General features: G+C 46.3%; 17 protein-coding genes and 2 pseudogenes. 2 read left to right on the top strand and 17 right to left on the bottom strand.

The window, feature by feature from the left end; genetic code table 11:
* Positions 1 to 53 precede the first annotated feature (53 nt).
* The 4 genes and pseudogenes from QMA35_RS00095 to QMA35_RS00080 all read right to left on the bottom strand — a co-directional run bounded on the left by QMA35_RS00095 (position 54) and on the right by QMA35_RS00080 (position 2,190).
* Positions 54 to 458 (bottom strand): YHS domain-containing (seleno)protein, encoded by a 405-nt coding sequence (locus tag QMA35_RS00095; RefSeq protein ID WP_281645082.1) that lies wholly within the window; start codon positions 456 to 458, stop codon positions 54 to 56.
* Positions 459 to 588: 130 nt separating this feature from the next.
* A pseudogene (locus tag QMA35_RS00090) lies at positions 589 to 1,158 on the bottom strand (alpha/beta hydrolase); the annotation flags it as partial.
* Between the two features lie 71 nt (positions 1,159 to 1,229).
* Positions 1,230 to 1,853 (bottom strand): hypothetical protein, encoded by a 624-nt coding sequence (locus QMA35_RS00085; RefSeq protein WP_281645081.1) that lies wholly within the window; start codon positions 1,851 to 1,853, stop codon positions 1,230 to 1,232.
* A 130-nt stretch (positions 1,854 to 1,983) separates the two neighbouring features.
* On the bottom strand, positions 1,984 to 2,190 hold the full coding sequence (locus QMA35_RS00080; RefSeq protein ID WP_281645080.1) for a hypothetical protein: 207 nt from the start codon (positions 2,188 to 2,190) through the stop codon (positions 1,984 to 1,986).
* 371 nt (positions 2,191 to 2,561) lie between these two features.
* Between QMA35_RS00080 and QMA35_RS00075 the strand changes: the two genes are divergently transcribed.
* Together QMA35_RS00075 and QMA35_RS00070 are read left to right on the top strand one after the other, a co-directional pair.
* Positions 2,562 to 3,938, top strand: coding sequence for a glutamate decarboxylase (locus QMA35_RS00075; protein WP_281645079.1), 1,377 nt, complete (start codon positions 2,562 to 2,564; stop codon positions 3,936 to 3,938).
* A gap of 48 nt (positions 3,939 to 3,986) precedes the next feature.
* Positions 3,987 to 4,424, top strand: coding sequence for a methylglyoxal synthase (locus tag QMA35_RS00070; protein WP_348650916.1), 438 nt, complete (start codon positions 3,987 to 3,989; stop codon positions 4,422 to 4,424).
* Between the two features lie 57 nt (positions 4,425 to 4,481).
* Here QMA35_RS00070 and QMA35_RS00065 read toward each other — a convergent pair whose 3' ends face one another.
* The 13 genes and pseudogenes from QMA35_RS00065 to QMA35_RS00005 form a co-directional block, all read right to left on the bottom strand.
* Positions 4,482 to 5,105: a class I SAM-dependent methyltransferase gene (locus QMA35_RS00065; protein WP_281645077.1), complete on the bottom strand. Its 624-nt coding sequence runs from the start codon at positions 5,103 to 5,105 to the stop codon at positions 4,482 to 4,484.
* Between the two features lie 51 nt (positions 5,106 to 5,156).
* Positions 5,157 to 5,687: a threonine/serine exporter family protein gene (locus QMA35_RS00060; protein WP_281645076.1), complete on the bottom strand. Its 531-nt coding sequence runs from the start codon at positions 5,685 to 5,687 to the stop codon at positions 5,157 to 5,159.
* Positions 5,684 to 6,445, bottom strand: coding sequence for a threonine/serine exporter family protein (locus tag QMA35_RS00055; RefSeq protein WP_281645075.1), 762 nt, complete (start codon positions 6,443 to 6,445; stop codon positions 5,684 to 5,686). The genes QMA35_RS00060 and QMA35_RS00055 overlap by 4 nt, the downstream gene beginning before the upstream one ends.
* Positions 6,446 to 6,549: 104 nt before the next feature.
* Complete coding sequence (locus tag QMA35_RS00050) at positions 6,550 to 6,819, bottom strand: MBL fold metallo-hydrolase RNA specificity domain-containing protein (RefSeq protein WP_281645074.1); 270 nt, start codon at positions 6,817 to 6,819, stop codon at positions 6,550 to 6,552.
* Positions 6,816 to 7,190, bottom strand: a complete 375-nt coding sequence (locus tag QMA35_RS00045; RefSeq protein ID WP_281645073.1) for a hypothetical protein — start codon at positions 7,188 to 7,190, stop codon at positions 6,816 to 6,818. The genes QMA35_RS00050 and QMA35_RS00045 overlap by 4 nt, the downstream gene beginning before the upstream one ends.
* Positions 7,191 to 7,204: 14 nt before the next feature.
* Complete coding sequence (locus tag QMA35_RS00040) at positions 7,205 to 7,774, bottom strand: MBL fold metallo-hydrolase (RefSeq protein WP_281645173.1); 570 nt, start codon at positions 7,772 to 7,774, stop codon at positions 7,205 to 7,207.
* Positions 7,775 to 7,870: 96 nt separating this feature from the next.
* Positions 7,871 to 10,015 (bottom strand): EAL domain-containing protein, encoded by a 2,145-nt coding sequence (locus QMA35_RS00035; RefSeq protein WP_281645072.1) that lies wholly within the window; start codon positions 10,013 to 10,015, stop codon positions 7,871 to 7,873.
* Positions 10,008 to 10,568 (bottom strand): chemotaxis protein CheB, encoded by a 561-nt coding sequence (locus tag QMA35_RS00030; protein ID WP_281645071.1) that lies wholly within the window; start codon positions 10,566 to 10,568, stop codon positions 10,008 to 10,010. Before QMA35_RS00030 ends, QMA35_RS00035 begins: the two co-directional genes overlap by 8 nt.
* Entirely contained in the window at positions 10,565 to 11,392 is an 828-nt protein-coding gene (locus QMA35_RS00025; RefSeq protein WP_281645070.1) for a protein-glutamate O-methyltransferase CheR, read from the bottom strand. Before QMA35_RS00025 ends, QMA35_RS00030 begins: the two co-directional genes overlap by 4 nt.
* 2 nt (positions 11,393 to 11,394) lie before the next feature.
* Positions 11,395 to 15,651, bottom strand: coding sequence for a response regulator (locus QMA35_RS00020; protein WP_281645069.1), 4,257 nt, complete (start codon positions 15,649 to 15,651; stop codon positions 11,395 to 11,397).
* A 143-nt stretch (positions 15,652 to 15,794) separates the two neighbouring features.
* Positions 15,795 to 16,613, bottom strand: coding sequence for an OmpA family protein (locus QMA35_RS00015; protein WP_281645068.1), 819 nt, complete (start codon positions 16,611 to 16,613; stop codon positions 15,795 to 15,797).
* A gap of 32 nt (positions 16,614 to 16,645) precedes the next feature.
* Positions 16,646 to 18,004, bottom strand: a complete 1,359-nt coding sequence (locus QMA35_RS00010; protein ID WP_281645067.1) for a TolC family outer membrane protein — start codon at positions 18,002 to 18,004, stop codon at positions 16,646 to 16,648.
* Positions 18,005 to 18,046: 42 nt separating this feature from the next.
* A pseudogene (locus tag QMA35_RS00005) lies at positions 18,047 to 21,168 on the bottom strand (hypothetical protein); the annotation flags it as partial.

Here is a 21,168-nt window from a genome sequence, read left to right as displayed (position 1 = left end):
AACGGCAACCATCCCGGTTGCCGTTTGATTCTACCTGATTAACTTTTAATAAATCACTTATTCAGTTTTACCCAATTCTTATTTCCCTTCTCAATAAAGCCAGGAATATCTTTTTCCCATTGTTGCTGAACTGATTGGTCGTAATTCAAATAGAGCCGACCATCAACAATACGCCAGTACTTAGGGTCTCCTTTTACCAAATCTTTTTTTGCTGCAACAGCCCAGGCGCAATGACCACCATATTGAGGAGCGTAAACTTCCGGTGCCTTTTTAAAGGTCTCCAGGTTTTCTTTGGAAGAAAAGAGCCATTTTGCACCGTTCCACTCATAAGAGAACCTGCTTTTACCCTCTACAGGTCTGCCTTTTTCAAAGTAAGCAACTGTATCGTATCCACCAACAGCTTTGTTGCTGAAAAAACTTGTATAAATTTTATCTGCACTCATAGCCTGTTGAGCCATAAACAAACTGGTGAAAAGCAGAAATGGTGTCAAAAAACGCTTTAGCATACTGAATCTCCGTTAGTGTTCTCTAAGCTTCACGAAAAGATACGACCAATCACGCGCTCAGGATTCATAAACAATAGAATAGCTATTCATTTTGTTCAGATGACGAAGAGTTTCTACATACTTCAAGGTTTATCCAGATATCAGCCTGCTCGGCTATTTTCTCCCAATCTGGCTCCGAGTGAAGTTCATGGGCGTGACTGGTCAACAATTGAAAGTTCGCGTTAAACCGGCAGGCAATCTTATGGCAGATATCAGCGGGAGTTATACGATTATCCTGTCCAACCAGGATCATTATCGGGCTATCAGGCTGACTTTCAACCTTTGTGCTTTTGTGAACATCCAAAAACCAGAAGGCTATTTCTGCTGCGGCTCTGCTTGATTCAAACACCATCCCCTGATAATGAGCGGCACGAACCTCATCTGGCTGTTTATGAAAAAGCCCAAGATTCGCTGCACTGGGAGAAAGTTTCATTGGTTTGCGCCAGAATCCCCACCAGCTCAAGATACCGGAAAAAATTTTAACCACACTGTATCGCAGGGCAAGTATGCCTGCTGGAGCTGCCGGGGTCAGCAAAACCGCGCCTTGCGCTAGTCCTTTACTTGCCAGAAGCAAGGCAAAAAGGCCACTCATAGAATGGCCTACCAGAACTGGTTTTTGGGGAAGTTTTTTATATAAGTACTTATTCTCTCACTGTCAGGCACTACTGATACAGTTCAGCGAGGTTAAAAATAAGTTGCTTCTTCCTGAGGCGCTCCAATGTGGCTGTTAAAAGCACTCTGGGCACGCATTTCCATCTGTGTATCCACGAATTTCGTGAAATCATTATATCTATCCTGATCCCTGTCCACGTTGTCAATGATGCGCATCCAGCCAACATGTCGGGCGTCTTCCACAGAACCTTTTGCTGCTGTTTTGATTGTCTGTCCAGATAAGAGATTTTTAGTCGCCATCACAACACCCGCAGGCAGTGCAATAACTGAACCTCCTAGCCCGGCAGCTCCACCCACAATAAAGCTCCCTAAGGTTTTGGCAACAACAGTGGGAATACTATCATGCTTCACATGAGCCAAGTTACAGACTTCGGCAGTTAAGCCGTAACCTAACATGCTACCTGCGGTGGTGCATCTACCGGCGACATCCAGGGCGCATACAACCATATCTGCTAAAAACTTTCGTGGTGGGTGAGTCAATCGTATAAACGCATTTTTAATTGTGGTTATTACTGACGATGAATCAGCAACTGAAACACTACGGTTCAAGGTGTTCTTAGTACCGCCAGACTCTGCTGATAATGTCATTGGCTGGTTAAATGTAGGGCTGGTAGGTGATAGCGGATAGGCTTCCATGACTATTCTCCTTGCTTTTTTAGAGTGCTCCCTAAAGCTAGTTTGGTCTCCCCAATCCATCTATACGACGATAGTATCCCCCAGAATGTTAAGTGGGCTTGGCTCCTACTTTGGTCTAACTCGAACCATGCTATGGCAAAGCAGTCAGGTCATCGACATCATCACGGATACTGGCGGTACCTAAAGCCTGCATATCTTGATTGTCTGGCTGATGATGCCTCAGAGCGGGGGTGTATACTTCATAGCCCTTTTTCATCACCAACATTGGTAACCTGACACTGGGTTTCACAGATATTTTGCTGCTGTTCACAGCCACCACACATTCAGAACCAACCATCCCCATGCCGATAAGCTGATGCTGGCAGGCTGCAGCCGAAACCTTGTGGATGAGGATGAATACCCCAACTCAAGATTATCGAAAACCGTCTGATAAAAATGCAGGCCAGTCTTTTTAATGGATGGATTGTACCTGCCTACTCTCTGCCACCAGCCGCTCAGGAAACCCATGTTTTGCGTATGGTCATTAAAGAAAACTTCAACAGAGATCTTGCGGAGAAGCTGTTACGGGATTTCCAAAGAGCGATGAAATCCTGTGAAAAACAAAGCGGCTTAACTCACACACAATCATCTGGGGCACACGGAGTTTGCTGAAGACCGGGCAACATCAACTAAACTCCCTTCGTTATTCCTTTGTGTTTGGAGCGAACCGTGCCCTTCACTATTGATAAGTCTCATGCTTCAGCAGTGCAGGAACAAAAGCTTCCGGAAGATGATGCAACATGTCACCTGCCTGCAAGCGGAATGGACTCCGACAGCATTCTAAAGCTCTTTCACCATGAAGTTGGCGAGCTGAAAACGGTTCCCCCAGAAAGAAACCTTGGCTCCCTGCTCACCCATGATATGGATGCATATGCAGATCAGTTAATACTGGAAGGCTGCAAACAGAATGTTGTTGATGGCAATTGTAACCCTTACCCCAGAATTATTGAAAATCGCCTTATACAAATGCAGGCACATCTGTTTCACTGCCCGGACACAGCCACTCCCACTGGGATATGCACTGCAGGTTCGTCGGAAGCTATTTTTCTTGCTCTGCAAATGCACAGGTGGCGATGGCATGAAAATCACGCAATGGCTCCCAAACTTGGCGCCAACCTGAATATTATCTGCGGCGCCGATGTGCACACTTGTTGGAGCAAATTTGCTGACTTCTTCAATGTAGAGTTACGGGTTATTCCTATCACAGATACCTGCTTCACCATAAACCCTGAGTCGGTAAAGCCACTTATTGATGCCAACACTCTGGCTGTAGGAGTAGTTGCCGGGAAAACCTATACAGGGCATATAGACGACATTGACGGCATTAATAGTCTTCTGGTCGAACATAAAAAGAAAACCGGAAAGGATATTCCCATCCATGTAGACGCTGCCGGGGGAGGTTTTGTTCTGCCATTTATAGAACCGGATTTGAAATGGGATTTTCGCCTTGAACAGGTACATTCAATCAGTGTATCCAACCACAAATATGGTTTTGTTTACCCTGGCCTGGGCACGGTTATTTTTAGAGACATCAAAACAACGGCTGAAAAGCTTCAGTTCAACATTAATTTTCTAAACAACACCATGCAGAACTATAGCTTTGCCTACTCACGCAACAGCGCAATGCTCTATGCCCAGTACTATATGTTTTTACGTCTTGGTTTCAGCGGCTATAAAACAAACATACAGGACATTATGGAGAGCAAGCATAACCTGGAAAGAAAACTGGTTAATACTGGAGCTATAAGACTGATTTCAGAACAAAGCCCAATGCCTTATATCGTCATCACATTCCTGGATTCCCGCTACAGCCCCTACTCCATATCTGATAGTCTGAGGAAGTGTGGGTGGATTGTTCCGGCTTACTCCCTGCCCCCGGATGCTGATCAAATTCATGTTCTGCGAATGGTCATCAGAAAAAGTTTTACCAAGGCTCTTGCAGAGCAGTTTTTCAGGGATTTTACCATTGCCATGAAAACCTGCCTCCAGAACAGTCAGGCCAGCATCAACTCTTTCGTTCTACCGTCACCGTACAGCGACTGCTGAGCCAAGACACCGATTACGAGACACTAAGTGGAATACAAAACAGTCACTATGCCCGCTACCCGCAACATCGCGCTGGTAGCTCATGACAATATGAAGCAACCTCTTCTGGACTGGGTTGCCAAACACCGCGCCCAGATAGAAAAGCACACTCTCTTTGCCACCGGCACCACCGGCAGCATGATCAACAGTCGTCTGGGGCTGGATATCAACAAGCTTATCAGCGGCCCACTGGGAGGTGATCAGCAGATTGGCTCCATGATTGCTGAAGGCAAGATCGATACTCTGATTTTCTTCTGGGATCCTCTGGAAGCACAACCCCACGACCCGGATATCAAAGCCCTGCTTCGCTTGGCTGCAGTCTGGAATATTCCTGTTGCCTGTAACCAGGCATCTGCCGACCTGCTGGTCACCTCTGCGCTGTTTGATTCAGCCTTTGAGCGTGTCTCCCCCGACTACGATTCCTATAAGGCTGGTCGCCCCAATTAATACTTTGTGGAGCCAGTTTTACTGGCTCCATTTTCTCACCAGCCTTAATTCTGCTTCTTATTTTTTTTGCTTTGCAATGCCCCGGTAATTATAAGATGCAAAGCGTGGCGACTTTGGCATATACCCTTCGTTAATGTCCTGAATATCGAAACCCGACTCACGAAGAAAACGGGGAATATCCCTGTTCAAATGGCACCCACCAGCAATAATGTTCCAGACAGGGTTCAAGCGATCCTGCCACTTCCTTACAGCTTCGTCGGGAGCAAGGCCATGTTCAGAAAACAGCAATACACCATCAGGCTTTAGCACTCTGCGCATCTGCTGGAGCGCATTCTGCCATCCTGGAATTGTACAAAGGGTATAGGTCAGAACCACGGTATCAATACTGTTATCTTCCAGCGGAACCTGTTCCGCTTCCAGATCCAGCCACTGACATTCCATTAACGATTTTTCCAGCAACGGACTACTTTTCTTACGCATTCCCTCAGAAGGTTCCAGCGCAAACAATCGTTCAACATTTTCAGTGTTATAGAACGGAAGGTTCAGTCCAGAACCAAAGCCAATTTCCAGCACTCGCCCGGAGGCCAAAGGCACTATCTGATTGCGCTGCTTACAAATCTGAGGCAATCCACAGGAAAAGTTAATTAATTCGGGCAGAATATAACGGTCATAGAAACCCATAAAAGCTTACAGCGCCTCCCACATAACCAAGAACAGTGTAGCTCTCAGCCTTTAGTTTTCTTTTTGTTGTTTATATTTCTTATCTCTTTTGTACAGGACGCACACATCCCGCACACTGCGTCCCCGCAAGAGAATATTTGGCAGGGCGACACCAATAGCTAAACACAGAAACAGGAAAGCCGTCATCAAACCATTACTGATAATGCTGATAAGCAACGGTTGATCAATTCCCCCAACACGGGTGAACTCCAGCACACCCATCATAGTTCTGTAGGCATAAACTCCGGGCACCATGGGAATAACAGCAGGCAGTGAGAAAACAACCGTCGGAGCATGGTATCGCCAAGCCAGCCACATGCCACAAAGCCCTACTCCCATGGAAGCAACAAAGGTTCCTTCAATCACACTCCAGCCTAAGGCTATCAATGAAAATTTCACCGTGACACCCAACGCTCCCAAAAGAGCTGCAGGGAAAAGTGTTCTAACGGGAACGCTAAACAACACAGCGAAGGCAGAGGCTGTGACCGCCGCCAAGGCGGCGGGTTCAGCAAATGAAGATATCCAGATCAACCAGTCTTTCATAGGGAAACTCCTGCGATCTGCATTCCCACAAGCATGCCACTGGCAAGAGAGAATGCGATAGCAGCTCCCATCGCTGATCGGGCAATCCCTATACTCATGTAGCCGTTAATCAGATCCACAACCCCGTTAATAAGTGGCACTCCAGGAATCAAAAACAGTACAGAAGCTGCCATAGCAAGGCCGCTTGTTGTCCCCATATGAAAATGGGTCGCCATTCCACCAACAATACTGGCGACGGCGGCTGAGGACACAATGACAAGGAAAGTATTAAAGCGCCATTCCGTCATTTTCATGCGCACAAATAATGCCAAACTGGACGCAAGTACAGTGACAGATACCACTGGCCATTCCGCTCCCATAATTCGGGCAAGAGCACCGCAGCCACAACCAATCATTAAAAGAGTTATCCATCGGGGAAAGTGAGGAAGCTCATTAATCTCTTTCAACTCTTTACGAATGTCTGCAATCGTCAGCCCTTCCTCAGCGACTCTCCAGCTCAACTGACTGACCGCCGCAACGACAGAGAGTCGTACACCGTGCACAGCAACACGACCAAATAAGGTTGTGGATTGTTCCGGCCCATGCACAGTGAGGGTAAGGCCTGAGAAGGCAATGAAAATATCGGGCTCATAGCCAAACGCAGAGGCAAACCTTTTGAGGTTGCGGATTGTTCGTTCAGTATGGGCTCCTGATCGCAGCAACAGAACACCGATATCCACCAGTAATCTGGCAATATCTCTGGCCGACGCCGTAGGCATGACTCGTCTCCGGGTCTTATTTATCTATTAGGGAAATTCTGAGAAGAGGCTCAGAGCACACACAATATAGTCAATGTGCTCCAAGCCTTTTGATATCTATCAAATTACTGCGGATCAGGAATAACTACGGGGCTGTCCATTTCTGCAATGTCAACCTGCCAACCATAGCGTTCGCGAATATGCTCAGCCAAAGCTTGTGAAGACTCGGGACTGCCATGGTTAATAAGCACCTGCTTTGGCGGTTGGCGAATTCCACCCAACCACGACAGAATATCTTCATAATCACCGTGGACAGAAAGGTTTTCTATCCGATAAACCTTTGCCTTTACCGGCACGTCCCGGCCAAAGATACGTATCGTTTCGGTTCCACTCACCAGCTTTTCACCCCGTGTCCCTGGAGCCTGGAACCCCATGAACACGATGCTGTTACGGTGGTTGAAGCCATTGCATTAAGGTGATGAACCACTCGCCCACCACTGGCCATACCACTAGCAGAAATAATGATGGATGGGTAGCTACTGCGATTCAGTGCAATGGAGTCTTCCACCGCACGAATATAACGAGTGTTGGCATCAATACGCTCACAGTCTTCCCTGGTCAACTTGTGTTTCTCAGGGTATTTGAAGAATAACTCTGTCGCGCTGATAGCCATGGGGCTGTTGAGGTAAACCGGAATATTACCAGCGATACGACCACTGTCTTTCAACTGTTGAATCAGATGCAAAACCAGCTGAGCCCGCCCCACGGCAAAAGCGGGAATTAGAACAGTGCCGCCCTGCTGTGTAGTTTTTTAATGATTTGTTCAAGCTCAGGCAATGGGTCAACATCGGCATGTAGGCGATTGCCATAGGTGGATTCGAGAACCAACCAATCTGCTCTGGGCAAAGGTTCAGGAGGATACATAATCGGGTCATTCATACGCCCCAGATCACCACTGAATGCCAGAACATGTTTACCGTTGAATAACTCCACAGTGCTGGCACCAAGAATATGGCCAGCCCTGCGAAAGCGCATGGTTAAACCACCAGGCAACTCATGCTGTTTATCAAAACTTTTGGGTTGGAACAGTTTTAAAGACTTACGAGCATCCGCCTCAGTGTAAAGCGGCAGTGCTGGTTTATGTTTGGAATAACCTTTTTTGTTTGCGTAGCGGGCATCTTCTTCCTGCAAAAACCCAGCATCAGGCAGTAGCACCTTGCACAAATCATAGGTTCCTTCACTGCAATAAACCGGACCTTCAAAGCCCTGACGAACCAAAGCAGGCAGGTAACCACTATGGTCTATATGAGCGTGGGTAAGAACAACTGCAGTTGCATAACATACCCCCAGCCAGTTCGCGTTATGCTTTCAGGATAACGCTGATTGCTTCGGTAGAAATTGACCTAAGCCACATGCTACAGGAAAGTGACTCCTGTAAGGTAATGCTTAATGTGGCCGGTTTTCTGGGGAGTTTACCTTACTGCCGGAGGTGACAGGCAGTTCAAAAGCTTCATGATCTATTCTGGTAATACTTTCCGGCCTGCCCATCAACATACCCTGAGCACGGTCGTAACCAAGATCTTTCAAAAACTCCAGCTGTTCGGATGACTCTACCCCCTCAGCCACAACCCGAATCCCCATATCATGGGCAAGACAGGTTATAGCCTTGAGAATACCTTCCACGCGAGAATCCCTGCCTATTTCGCGGATATAAAGCTGGTCAACTTTCACAACATCCACCGGCAGCTTACGCAGGTAATTCAATGCCGACAGACCACTACCAAAATTATCCAACGCAACATGAACACCCTGCTCTCTCAAAGCGTTTAATGATGTTATGAGCTTACCCGGTACATCACTGACAATTCGTTCTGAAACTTCCAGCTCCAGCTGCGCAGGAACAATACCATGCTGCGCCATCGCCTTTTCTACCATTTGCTGAACATCGGCGTCCCTGCATTGGCTTAACGCAAGGTTAACTGCAAAGAACACATCATTCCTTGATCCGTCAGTTCCTCTCCAGCTTTGAGCCTCCCGGCAAACATTCTCCAGAGTCCACAGCCCCAGAGGGTTCATAAGCCGCAAAGACTCCACCGTTGGCAAGAATTCTTCAGGCACCAGAAGCTTGCCTTCATACTCCCAGCGCAACTGAGATGCGTAGCCAGCAACCGCTCCGGTTTCCAGAGAAATCATCGGCTGGTAAACCAGCCCAAAACTGCCATTCCGTATAGCATCTTTAAGAGCATGCTCTTGCTTAACTCGGCGCTGGCCTTCAGCCTGCATATCTGCGGTGAAGAATCGGTATCCTTTGCGACCCGCTTTTTTAGTCACATACATGGCAGTGTCAGCGGCCTTAATGAGTTCATTGGCTTCCCTACCGCACTCCGGCCATGTCGCAACTCCAACACTGGTGCTGGCATGAATTTCACGGCCAGCAATCTGGTGGGGTTTACAGATAGATTCTACAATTTTTTCCGCCACCATCTTCACATCATCAGGGCGGGCAACATCATCCAGAACAATGGCAAATTCATCACCACCAAGGCGGGCAATCATATCTCCATCCCTGACACACTCCTGCAAACGTCCCGCCACACTGGCAAGCAGATCGTCACCTACATCATGCCCCAAGGTATCGTTTATTTGTTTGAAGTGATCCAGATCGAGAAACATAACCGCAGTACCTCTTCCTCGCCTTTCACTACGAGCCAGAGAGGCATTAAGAAACTCCATAAACAGCGTGCGGTTTGCCAACCCGGTAAGGTTGTCGTACTTGGCCATCCTGGTCAGATGTTCCTCCAGCTGTACACGTTCTGTTATGTCGTGAAAAACCAGAACCCCACCAGTTATTTCACCTTTCTTATCGTGCATAGGGGAAAGGTTAAATTCTACTGGCTTGCTGTCTCCGGCTAGCCGCTTCATACGGCTAGTCTGGCGATAAACTGGCTCAGAGGCAGAATCTTTTTCCCAGCTTTTTATAAACTCTTCAACACCGGGATCGTAGAACCAGGGAAATACAGGCTTATTTTTCAGCTCATCTTCATTCACATCCAGAAGCTCTCTGGCTGCCGGGTTGGCAAAATCCACAGCGCCTTCTGGGCCTACACCAATAATCCCTTCGCCGGCACTGTCTAATAACAACTGGTTTTTCTCGCTTAAATCACGCAGATTGTCGGTCAAAGCTTCCATCTCAAGTCTTTGTTCTTCCAACTGCAGAAACACTTTGACTTTGCCCAGCAAAATATCCGGATTCACCGGTTTATAAAGATAATCCACTGCTCCAGATTCATAGCCCATGGTGACATGACGTTCTTCTTTACTGATTGCAGTTACAAAAATAATGGGAATGGCAGCCGTGGCCTTATTCGCCCTCATTAACTGGGCAGTTTCAAATCCATCCATAACCGGCATCTGAACATCGAGCAGAATCACGGCAAACCGGTTCCGCAGAACCTGGGCCAGAGCCTCTTCGCCGGAACTTGCTTTCACCACCTCAATATTCAGGGGTTTGAGCAGTTTTCCCATAGCCAGAAGGTTTTCCGGCATATCATCCACAACCAAAACTTTTGGCAATACGTCCTTGTCACTCATTGGCTAATCCCAATAATTTTGTTGCGAGGCAATCCAACTCCATCGCATTGCTAAGATCACTTTTTCCTAGTGCCGCCTTTGGCATAACAGAAACTTCCGCTGTTTCCGGATTCTGTACAAAAACCTGCCCACCGGCTTTTCTTATCGTTTCAGAACCGTTAGCACCGTCACGACTGGCTCCGGTTAATACGACGCCTATCGCTTGATCACCAAACGCTTCTGCTGCTGTTTCAAACAGCACATCAAGAGAAGGGCGTGAATAGATCACCGGTTCATCAAGGGATAGCTCAACCGAACCATCCTGATCCACCAAAAGATGATAATCCGGTGGGGCAACGATAACGGTGCCAGGCTTCACCTTTTCTTTGTCCTCTGCAAAGTGCGCATCCAGTGCAATTCGACAATCCAGCCAACTAGCCATGTCATTAGCCGCTCCCGGTTTGTGGTGCTTCACCACAACCACGGGCAGTGGGAAGGAAGCAGGTAAGTAGCCGAGCAATTCTGCAAGTGCTTTGCTGCCTCCGGCCGAAGCTCCTATAACAATCACCTTCATTCTGATAAGTCCTTTTTAAGGCGATAAACTTTCCACTCAGTTTCCAATGGTTCAAAGCAGTCATAAACTGAAGCAAAGCGCAGGGTTTCCCTTGGCCCCAGACACAGAGCCCCTCCTGGGACAAGACTATCTCGAAAAAGTGTTAACACTCTGTCCTGCAATTCCCGGCTGAAATAGATCAGGACATTACGGCAAAGGATCAAATGCATTTCACCGAACGACTGGTCCGTGACAAGGTTATGATTCGCAAAGGTAATATTCTTTTGAAGGTGTCTATCCATTCGCAATGAATCGTATCGCTGCAAACAATAATCTGATAAAACACTCGGCCCATCACTTTCTTCATAATTTCGTTGCCAGACCTTCATCAACGAAGATTTATAAATTCCCCTGCGAGCGATATTTAAAGCTTCTTCGTTGTAATCCGTTGCATAAATCTGACACCTGTCTAACAGTTTCGCCTGATCCAGTAAAACAGCCATGGACCAGGCTTCTTCCCCTGTTGCACAACCCGCATGCCATATTCGAACAAAGGGAAATGTCGCCAGCCAGGGAATCATTATGTCCCGGAGGTATTTAAAAAATAGTGGGTCACGAAACATTTCCGTCACAGGAACAGATAAGCTGCGCAGCAGATCTGCAAAAGCCTGTTCATCACCGCTTATTTTCTGCTGCAGACTCTGCACATCATTGACGCCAGACTCCAGCATATGACGCTGAATACGCCGACTCAGTGAGGCCGGAGCATAACCGCTGAAATCATAGCCGTATTGATCGGTCATAGTCTGGAGAAGACTGCTGACGTCTTTCCCAAAAGCTGCCATACCTATTCTCCAGCACCGCTTTGGAGCCAGACTTTGATCATGCTGACAAGCTTATCAATATCAACCGGTTTGGTGAGGTAGTCGGAAGCACCTGCCTGAATGCATTTGTCTTTGTCATCAGCCATGGCTTTAGCCGTCAGAGCTATGACTGGCAGATTCTTAAAACGCTCCTGTTCTCGAATCTTTTTGGTGGCTTCATAACCGTCCATCACCGGCATCATGATGTCCATCAAAACAACCTCAACATCCGGATTGTTTTCGAGTTGCTCCAGTGCCAGTTCGCCGTTATCTGCGATGGTGATATCCATTTCAAAGCGCTGCAAAGCCTTAGAAAGGGCAAAGGTATTACGTAAATCATCATCAACCAGCAATAACTTGCAACCCTTCAGCTGTTCATCGCCAGTCACAGGTTTTGCTGCTGGTTTTTTATGCTTCACTACCGGTTTAGATACGCTGTTCAAGAACAGTGACACTTCATCCTTTAACCGATCCTGGGAGGACACCTCACCTTTCACAACCATGGTATCGGACTCACCGCCCAATACGGTGTAACGCTCTCTATCAAGAGTTTCTGAAGTGTTGATTATTACCGGGGGTAGATTCTCACCATATTCTTGGTGCAGTGACTCCAACAATGCATCACCAGTTTCATCGGGCAGATCAAGCTCAAGAATAATGCTGGTAAAACTGTTGTTCTTTATCTGTTCCCTGGCCTCGGCAGCCGTTTCAGCGGTAATAACCTCGCATTGGCCTGCTATAAATGTATTCACCTGTTTGCTAACGTCAGGGTCTGGGTCAACAAGCAAGATCTTTTCAAACTTGGCGGTTTTTCTCAGTTCTCCAAACATTTTGGTAAGTTGCTGAGTGCTTACCGGTTTGATCAGATAGTCCACAGCCCCCATAGCTCTCAGGGCACTGTCCTCATCACGCCCTGAGATGACATGAACAGGAATATCCTCAGTGCACTTCTGTTCCTTTAGCTCCTTTAGAACGTCTTTGCCGTCCATATCTGGCAAACCCAGATCCAGTATTACTGCTCTGGGATGATATTTAAGGCTCAGCTCAATGGCTTCCTTACCCGTTCCCGTAACCAGACAGGCAGCTCCATTCATTTTGGCCAGTCGGTATATCACCCATGCGAACTCGGAATCATCCTCTACCACTAAAACTGGACGTTCACCATTAAGGTCATAACGGTCATCATCAGCTTCCTGAGGTTCATCTTTGACTTCTTCCTGGACTGCCTCTATCTCAGCTTTAGGCTCCGCTGACGCTGTTGCTTCTGAATGCTCTGGTACTTTATAAGCCACTTCAGAAGTAAACTCATGAACTTGAGCGTCTTGCGATGACAACGCTTCAAGCTGAGCAGGCAACAACAGGCTGAACGTCGCGCCTTTTCCTTCTTCACTGGTTATTCTCATTTCTCCGCCAAGCAGACGGGACATTTCCCGGGCGATGGATAACCCCAATCCGGTGCCACCATATTTCCGGCTGGTTGAGCCATCAGCCTGCTGGAAAGCTTCAAAGATGGCATCCTGTTTCTCTTTGGGAATGCCAATACCCGAATCTTCAACCGCCAGACTAATTGCTCCATGTTTGCACAGAGCTTCGCTTTTAAAACCGCTACCTGCTGGCAACTGCTCTACATGAAGTTTTATTCCACCTTCTTCTGTGAATTTGAAACCGTTGGAGAGAAGATTTTTTAGAATCTGCATAACCCGCTGACTGTCTGTTTGCAGATTCACTTCAGTATTCATCTTTCTATTAATTTCAAAATACAGCTTTCTTTCTTTGGCCAATGGTTTGAACTGGTTATTCATAGATTCAAGTATTGAATCCAGAGAAACATGCTCCATATGAACAGAGAGCTTGCCTGCTTCAACTTTAGAGAGGTCCAGAATATCGTTAATCAGGTTCAGCAGGTCGTGCCCAACTTTGTGGATAACCTGCGCAGACTCCTGCTCATCGCTATCCAGGTTGCCATCTACGTTATCAGCCAGCATTTTGGCCAGTATCAGCATACTGTTTAAAGGTGTTCGCAATTCATGGGACATGTTAGCCAGAAACTCTGATTTATATTTACTGACCATCTCCATCTCTTGCGCACGTTGCTCAAGAATTTTTCGTGAATCCTCTATCTCTTTATTTTTTGCTTCAATTTCTTCTTTCTGGTGAAAAAGAGATTCACTGGTTTCTTCAAGTTCCGCATTGGCACGCTGGAGCTCATCAGACTGCGATTTCAATTCCTCCTCAGATTCCTGAAGAATCTTTGTCTGGTGCTCCAGCTCTTCATTCGCAGTACGCAGGTCTTCCTGCTGTTTCTGGAGAGACTCTGTTTGCTGGGTTGTTTGATGCAACAGCTCCTGAACTCTTTCTCGGGTTTGCGAAGAATTCATGGAGATCGCCAAGCTCTCCATTGATGCATCTACAAACATTTGACTGCGTTCTGACAATGGCCCCTGCAAAGCAAATTCCAGAACCGCCATGACCTTGCCTTCGTAAATAACGGGAACAGCGTATACACGATCTGGCAAATGACTGCCAAGCCCAGATTCTATAGAAAAATAATCATCGGGCACTGTTATTGTGAGGGCCTGTCTTTCCAGTGCAGCCTGCCCAGGTATTCCCTCGCCAAGGGAAAAGTCATTACCTGCACGTTTGCGTGTTGTAAGCGCAAAACTTCCCATCATTTGCAAACGACGCTCGTCCACAAGCAGATACATGGCACCCATGGGAATATCAAGATAGCGACACAGGCAGGTAATGATATTGCGGCAAAGATCTGAGATTGCCTGCTCTCCACGAAGAGTTTCATTCAGTTTCGCTACACCTTCCTGATGCCAATTACGTTCTTCGTTATCTGCACTGACCTTACGCAGGCGTTCGGTCATAACCTGAAAACTTTTTGACAGCTCTCCTATTTCATTCTTCTGTTGAAGCACTTCTCCATCAACAAAGTTCCCTGAAGCGACTTCATTGACCCACTGAGTGATTTTACGGATAGGATTAACAATACGCCGTGTGATAACTCCGGCGATAAGGAGAACTAAAAAACTGGTCACACCAAGAACAAATAAAAGCTGACTACGGAAATCTGTGGCTGGAGCCATCGCCATTTCATAATCCATTTCTGTGATCAACAGCATATTCACTCCCGCGACAACTACGTTACGGGAAACACCCATGACTTTTATATTTTCATTATTTCTATAAACAGAGATGTGTGTATCGCTATGACTATCTGGATCCAGTTCAGCCTCTTCCAGCTCATGATCAATTCCACCATACTCGTCATGTATGTCCTCATCGTAAACATGCACATCTGCATCAAATCTGTCGTCTCCGTGGCCTGGTACATATTCACCATTTTCATTGAAATGGGTTTTCCATTCATTCACAGGCTCCAGATAGAGAGGCGCTTCCGGGAAATTTTTACCTTCCGGGAAAAAGCGTATCCGCTTATCTTCACCAACCACATAAGCTTTAACATGGTTACTCATGCCAATGCTTTGATTCAAAATGAAAGAAACATCATCTCTAGCCCAAATCTGGGCTGCTATGAAGCCGATAGTATTTTCCCGGTCATCAACCAGAGGGAGTACGAAGAAGCTGACCTTTTCGTCGCCAGCCGGAGGGTAGATTTCCTGATCTGAATAAAGGCGATCATCCTGAGCAATGGCTTCACGCACCGTTTTTGAAAAAACAGTTTCACTCAGAGGGCCCGTAAAAATATTTTCTCCGAAGTCACTGTATCGCCCTACTGAGTAAACAATATTGCCCTCAGCATCTCCAACAAGCACATCGGAATAGTCGTAGAAACGCATCAAATCAATGAATTCAACGCTGTACGTATCTATAAGCTGGTAATATCCCTCGCTATCCAGAAATTCTTTTGCAGACAGATTTTGTTCACTGGTCAGCTTTCTAAAATCCGAAAGGAAATCAACAGCCTTACCACTGCGAAAATGGACGTTGACCACGATATCATCAAAGTAATCGCTGATCTGACGATTCAACATGAGATTTACTGTAGATAATTCTTCGTGTCGGCTTTCCAGAATATTAACTCTTGCATTGTTGTACTCAATCATTCCAACAATGGAGAGAGGAAGAAGTGAAAGCATTAAGAACCAACTAAACAGGGTTCTCGCAAGCCCCAAACGAACGGCTCCCATGCTCTTTTTCTGTGAAGATGTATCTACAAACATAACCCGCGCTACCCATTCTATGAGTTTCAGGTCTTTCCTCTCATTTGCCATAAAATTGACAGCAATAATACGGTTTATCTCTTGAGAGGAGAGATATCTGAAATTTCATCGGCCAGACAGGGAATAACTGCACGGAGTGCGGAAGAAAAACACAAAAAGGCCGAACCATGGGTTCGGCCTTTCAAAGACGGGAATCAGCCTTCCTTTCGAATAACTTTCAGCTCTACACGGCGGTTAACCGAGCGACCCAAAATACTCACGTTATCAGCAATAGGCTCTAGTTCACCGGCTCCGGATACTGTCACAATAGAGCTATCAATACCCTGCCCTATAAAGAAGTTCCGCACAGCTCTGGCCCGCTGCAGGGAAAGTATCTGATTGTATTTTTCACCACCAAAATTATCCGTATGCCCGGTAACACTGATTTTAATAGCCGGATTCTCTTTCAGGATTTCTGCTTGTTGGGTCAGAACTTTACTGGCTTGGGGCGTCAAAATTGCCGAGTCAAACTCAAAAGCCACCCCTTCCAGAACAATGTTTTGCACAGGAGGACAGCCTTTCTCATCAACCGCGGAACCTGCGGGAGTTCCGGCACACAGATCCTTCGCATCAACAATGCCATCCAAGTCTTCATCAGCAGGTGTTGGGGTGACGATCAGATCAGATACAGGCTCAACTATATCAACTATAGCTACCCTTTTCGAAACAGAGCAGCCTTCACTGTTAACCTGAGCTCCGAGAGGTGTACCAGGGCACTTATCGCTACTGTTTTTTACACCATCAGAATCATCATCACCATCAAGAAAATGACAAGCCAGTGCTCCTACCAGAGCTCCACCAATGGCGCCTTTAACAGCATTATCACCATCAGTTACCCCACCTGCTGCACCACCAACCGTTGCGCCAACAGCAACGCAGGTTGCATCTATTTCGAAAGAATTCATTGTTGAGCAGCCAGCCATAACTGTCAGTAACACGCTAACAACGGTTCCCTTTAGAATTTTTATTCTCATCGTTTTCAAATCCATTTGATATTTGTTGATTATTAGCTCTGGCTTACTGCAATACCGCAGCTGTTTTCAACTGGCATTGCTACCTGCAGGCTTTTTAGCAACACCCCTCCACTATGCAATAACCGGTATTGACTATAAAGCTGATTAAAATCTGCCCGTATTTTTGAATTTCCTGCACTGAAGTATTCGTTCTGGCTATCAAGTAAATCCAAAAGCGTCCGGGTACCCGCTGTAAACTGCTGGTTATACAGATCAAGTGCCTTCAGAGCATTTTGTTCATGAGCTATTAACTGTTTTAGCCGAGCGGACCCACTGTCTACAGCAATCCAGGACAAGCGTACTTCTTCCTTTATCTGACGAACGGCACGATTACGCACTTCCATTGCTTCATTAATCAGTTTGCTGGTCTGACTCTTACGGGCTTTATCCGCGCCACCATTGTACAAATTAAACGACATGCGAATCATAGCTGTATGATTATAGATTGTTCCTTTACCACCATTTTGATCCTTGCCCCAATCAGCACCAAGTTCCGCTGTAAATGTAGGCATAAACCTACTTTTACTGGCTTCATACTGGGCTTTGGCTTCATCAACATCTGCCATGGTGATACGCATAACCGGATGCGTAGTCATTGCCATGTTAATAGCTTCATCTTCAGATTTGGGAAGCTTGGCAGGCACGGAAGGACGTATATATTCCTTTGGCTGATTACCAACAATTCTCTGAAACGCCGTTCTGCTGTCTCTCAAAGAAGCTTCGGTAGCAATCAGATTGGCACTGGCTAACAATAAGCGACTCTCAGCCTGGGCTTTATCAGCATCATTGGCTTTACCCTTTTTATTACTCTCACGAATGAGTTCCACAATGCGCTGGTGTTCCGCAAGGTTAGCCTTGGCATTAGCTACAAGAGCCTGTTGCCTCATAACATCGGTATAGGCTTCAGTGGCTTGTAAACCGATATCCTCAGAAATAGAGCACACCTCAAAATCAGATGCCCGCTTTCTTGCCAATTGACGATCAACCTCACTATCGGTCGCAAAGCCATCAAATATAATCTGGCGTAAAGTAATGGCAGCTTCACGGCGTGTACGATTCTGGTCTTTTCTTCCAGTTACAGACTCTCTTCCAATCGTTGTAGCATTTCGGCTGTTTTCAAAACCAGCTCCCGCCGTTAAGTCGATAGACGGAAGATAGCCCGCTCGTGCTTGACGTACCTCATCTGTGGTCGCATCAGCACCCGTTGTTCTGATATGAACTTCAGGGTTCGTGGCAATAGCTGTTGCAACAACATCAGACAGTTTTTCAGCCTGAGCTGTTGAAGCTGCTAACAAAACGGGCATTACAACCGGAATAACAAATGCCAATCCCCTGGTCTTTATAGTTTTCATTCTCTTCTCTCCTTGAGATGTTTTATTTTGATACGTTTAGTTTTATACGAGCAGTTGTCCGTTATTAATTAACTGGGTCAGTACATCCACTTCATTAACGCTACTGTTTTGCGTTTCCCAATCCGATTGGGCGACAGTTTCCAATTTGATATTCAAGGTATATTGATCAGCACCTGAATTTTGTTCGTGGGTATAACTGATCGTCGTGCTGTTTTCGTTCGAATCATGAGTAAAGGAAATACTCAGCAATGCCTGAAGATCCTGAACAGACAGCTCAGTTTGCCCCACCAGAAGACCTTTGAGATCCAACACATCTCCGGTCTGACTTGAGTCCGTTAAGATAAAGTCTGTTATCAAATCGTTCTGTTGATAACTTCCTCCTGAAAGCAGGTCGTTATCAACAAGGTCAGCTAAGCTGAACTTGAATGTATCGACACCATCATGTCCCTGCAGTGTGTCATCACCAATGCCGCCAACAATTAAATCGTTGCCTGCATCACCGTTAATAACATCATCGCCCCTGCCACCCACGAGGAAATCATCATCCCCTCCACCATGGAGGACATCATTGCCATTACCGCCATAAATAACATCCTGGCCACCACCGCCGTAAATCACATCTCTATGGTCTCCTCCATCAATGAGATCATCACCGGCCTGACCTCTGATAGTATTCCCAGAATTGGAGCGATCAATAACAAGATCATTACCAGAACCAGCCTGGAAATTGTCTGGAGAGTTACTATCTTCAAATCGATCATCGTCCGCAGTGCCACTCTGCACAATCCAGTTATCAGAAATTGAATTGGGATTCTGATTAGCGGGGAAGGTGAAATCCTCTACATTACCAGTGTCTGTTACTTCAATCGTTAAGGTTGCCTGATTGGATGTATTCCCTTCAGAGTCCTTCAATTGGTATTTCACAACCTCACTCAACGTTCCTCTCCCAGTTATATCTGCAGGCTGAAAGCTGATTTCACCGGAGTAATTGACAATCAAAATACCCAATGCAATACCAGATGACATAACGGTTATTGCTTGCTGCTGGTTAGTCGTTCCATCCAACTGGTAGAGAGTTCCATTCACCTCTAGCAATGAAACAGAAGCAGTAGAACCATTGCCAAGGCTGTGGGTAACCAGGTTATCGATAACGACCTGCGGTACAGTTCCCAGAAGGGTGTCCTTGAGTGAAACAGAACCATCAAGCTTAATAGAGCTTCCGGGGTAGGCGACATCATCTAATTTCGATGCATCGTATGTGTATTCGTCACCTGGCTGAGGATTCTGATTGGGGCGTTTGTTGTATCCTTGAATACCGATAGCATAAGAGTTTTCTATGGCGTAATTCTGCAGGAATCTTTCCCAATCCTCTCTCTGGGGGTTCCCATCGTTAGGCGCACCATCGGAAACAAAATAAACAATATTGTTTGCCGCAGGGTCCAATTCTCCCGTATATAAACCGGAGATAAATCCAGCTTCAACGGCTTTTAAACCATCGTTGTAGTCAGTTCCTCCTCCGGGAGAGAAGTTATCTCCATCATTTAAGTAAGCAATGGCCTCTGCTGCTGTTCCAAACCATGGTCTTGAACCTGTTTCATGGAAAGTCGTCAACATAACATTAACGTTGCCTGACTTCTCATACTCACCAATAAGTTCAACCAGAGCTTCCCGTGCAACTTGATCACTGGTTTTACTTGGGTCATCCACAGAGGCCCAAACCATACTGCCAGACTCATCAAGACTTAAAAGCAAATTGAATGTTGGGGTAGCATTATCATCCGCAGAGATAGAGAGATCCTTCGCAGCATCATCACTAATAACACTGCCTGAGGCCACTGTATGTTTTCCTAACTGTACAGCCCCGGATGGATTACTGATGACAATTGAGAAGTCTTCAGGATTTTCAAAAAACACATCATCTTGAGCTGCGACACGAACAAAGAAACCATTCATCCCGGCAGATAAATCAACCGTTCCACCATTCGCTAAACTCATCCAGAAACTGCTGCCATCAAGCAGAATCTCTAGACCGGAAATATCAAGATCGGTGAGATCAGCTGTTCCTGATTGCACGGTAATATCAACGGATGCATCACCACTAAGAGCGGCTGATGTTTCCGCGATGAAAACAGCGTATCCATCATTGGCATCACTACCAGCTTCCGACGTCAACACATCTGCAGCTCGAATGCCTAAATAAGAAAAGCCAATTGGATCAATAGTGAGAGCACAGTCATGAATATCGCCATCACTGTCGGAGATGACATAGTCAAACTGCAGCCCATTCACATCAGCTTCCAGAGCTTCATACTGTACAAACTCATAGCTTCCATCAGAATTAACAGTCAGAACAAACGCTAGCTTCTCAGTACCGTTCTCATCGTAAATACCTGACAACTGACTGCCACTGTTACTAACCTCCAGAGAAACCACTGTTCCATCGGGCAGCCTAACAACATCACTTTGAGAGTCCTTCAACAAAATACTACCAGGTCCATCAGCACCAAAATCAGCACTTAACTGGCCGCTGGTTGAGCCAATCGCAACATTAGCCGTAAACACCACAGAATGAACATTAAAGTCGCTGTTATCCTGACCTGTAGCATTGCCGTTATCAGCAGCCTGAATCTCAATTTTGTCAAACAACCCTCCAGTTTCACCTGTGTTGTATGAGGTATTAATAAGGGTAAATTCCTGAGAGCTCACTTCCTGCCCATTACGATAAAAAATAACCTTACCCTTCTCACCTTCTCCAGAATAAAAGGCTGAGAGGTTCAAAGTAATTCCGTTAGCCACCTGACCGTTCAAATCAATAACGATTGATTCAGAGTGAGCACTACCATCGGAATCAACCCGGAAATTCAATTCATTAAAACGAGCAGCATTCCCCCCTCCAGTATCACCATTTGTTGACTTAACTCCTGAGCCGCCTGGGGTAATATTAAGGCTTGCTGCAGTCCCACCGTCATAATCCCTAGCCGAAATGGTTGTTCCATAGGTCTGGATAAATTGCTTATTGGAAGCATTTGATGAAGTCAGATCGATTGTCGCATTCAGACCATTCAAATTAACGCTTTCCACATCATCCAAAGTTGGAACGCATGATGGCATATCGTCATCCAGGTTGACGGTCAGTGTGCCCTCGGCACTCTGGTCCCCATCGC

Origin of the sequence: Parendozoicomonas sp. Alg238-R29 (assembly GCF_947331445.1) — a bacterium.
GTDB lineage: Bacteria > Pseudomonadota > Gammaproteobacteria > Pseudomonadales > Endozoicomonadaceae > Sansalvadorimonas.
Note: the sequence above shows the minus strand (reverse complement) of the source record. Positions and strands in the feature narration are given on the sequence as shown.

What these genes read in the sequence shown, in the direction of transcription:
- QMA35_RS00085 (WP_281645081.1), bottom strand. Translation starts at nt 1,853, where the DNA reads ATGGAAGCCTATCCGCTATCACCTACCAGCCCTACATTTAACCAGCCA.
- QMA35_RS00025 (WP_281645070.1), bottom strand. Translation starts at nt 11,392, where the DNA reads ATGGCAGCTTTTGGGAAAGACGTCAGCAGTCTTCTCCAGACTATGACC.
- QMA35_RS00080 (WP_281645080.1), bottom strand. Translation starts at nt 2,190, where the DNA reads ATGGTTGGTTCTGAATGTGTGGTGGCTGTGAACAGCAGCAAAATATCT.
- QMA35_RS00060 (WP_281645076.1), bottom strand. Translation starts at nt 5,687, where the DNA reads ATGAAAGACTGGTTGATCTGGATATCTTCATTTGCTGAACCCGCCGCC.
- QMA35_RS00020 (WP_281645069.1), bottom strand. Translation starts at nt 15,651, where the DNA reads ATGGCAAATGAGAGGAAAGACCTGAAACTCATAGAATGGGTAGCGCGG.
- QMA35_RS00010 (WP_281645067.1), bottom strand. Translation starts at nt 18,004, where the DNA reads ATGAAAACTATAAAGACCAGGGGATTGGCATTTGTTATTCCGGTTGTA.
- QMA35_RS00065 (WP_281645077.1), bottom strand. Translation starts at nt 5,105, where the DNA reads ATGGGTTTCTATGACCGTTATATTCTGCCCGAATTAATTAACTTTTCC.
- QMA35_RS00015 (WP_281645068.1), bottom strand. Translation starts at nt 16,613, where the DNA reads ATGAGAATAAAAATTCTAAAGGGAACCGTTGTTAGCGTGTTACTGACA.
- QMA35_RS00070 (WP_348650916.1), top strand. Translation starts at nt 3,987, where the DNA reads ATGCCCGCTACCCGCAACATCGCGCTGGTAGCTCATGACAATATGAAG.
- QMA35_RS00095 (WP_281645082.1), bottom strand. Translation starts at nt 458, where the DNA reads ATGGCTCAACAGGCTATGAGTGCAGATAAAATTTATACAAGTTTTTTC.
- QMA35_RS00035 (WP_281645072.1), bottom strand. Translation starts at nt 10,015, where the DNA reads ATGAGTGACAAGGACGTATTGCCAAAAGTTTTGGTTGTGGATGATATG.
- QMA35_RS00055 (WP_281645075.1), bottom strand. Translation starts at nt 6,445, where the DNA reads ATGCCTACGGCGTCGGCCAGAGATATTGCCAGATTACTGGTGGATATC.
- QMA35_RS00030 (WP_281645071.1), bottom strand. Translation starts at nt 10,568, where the DNA reads ATGAAGGTGATTGTTATAGGAGCTTCGGCCGGAGGCAGCAAAGCACTT.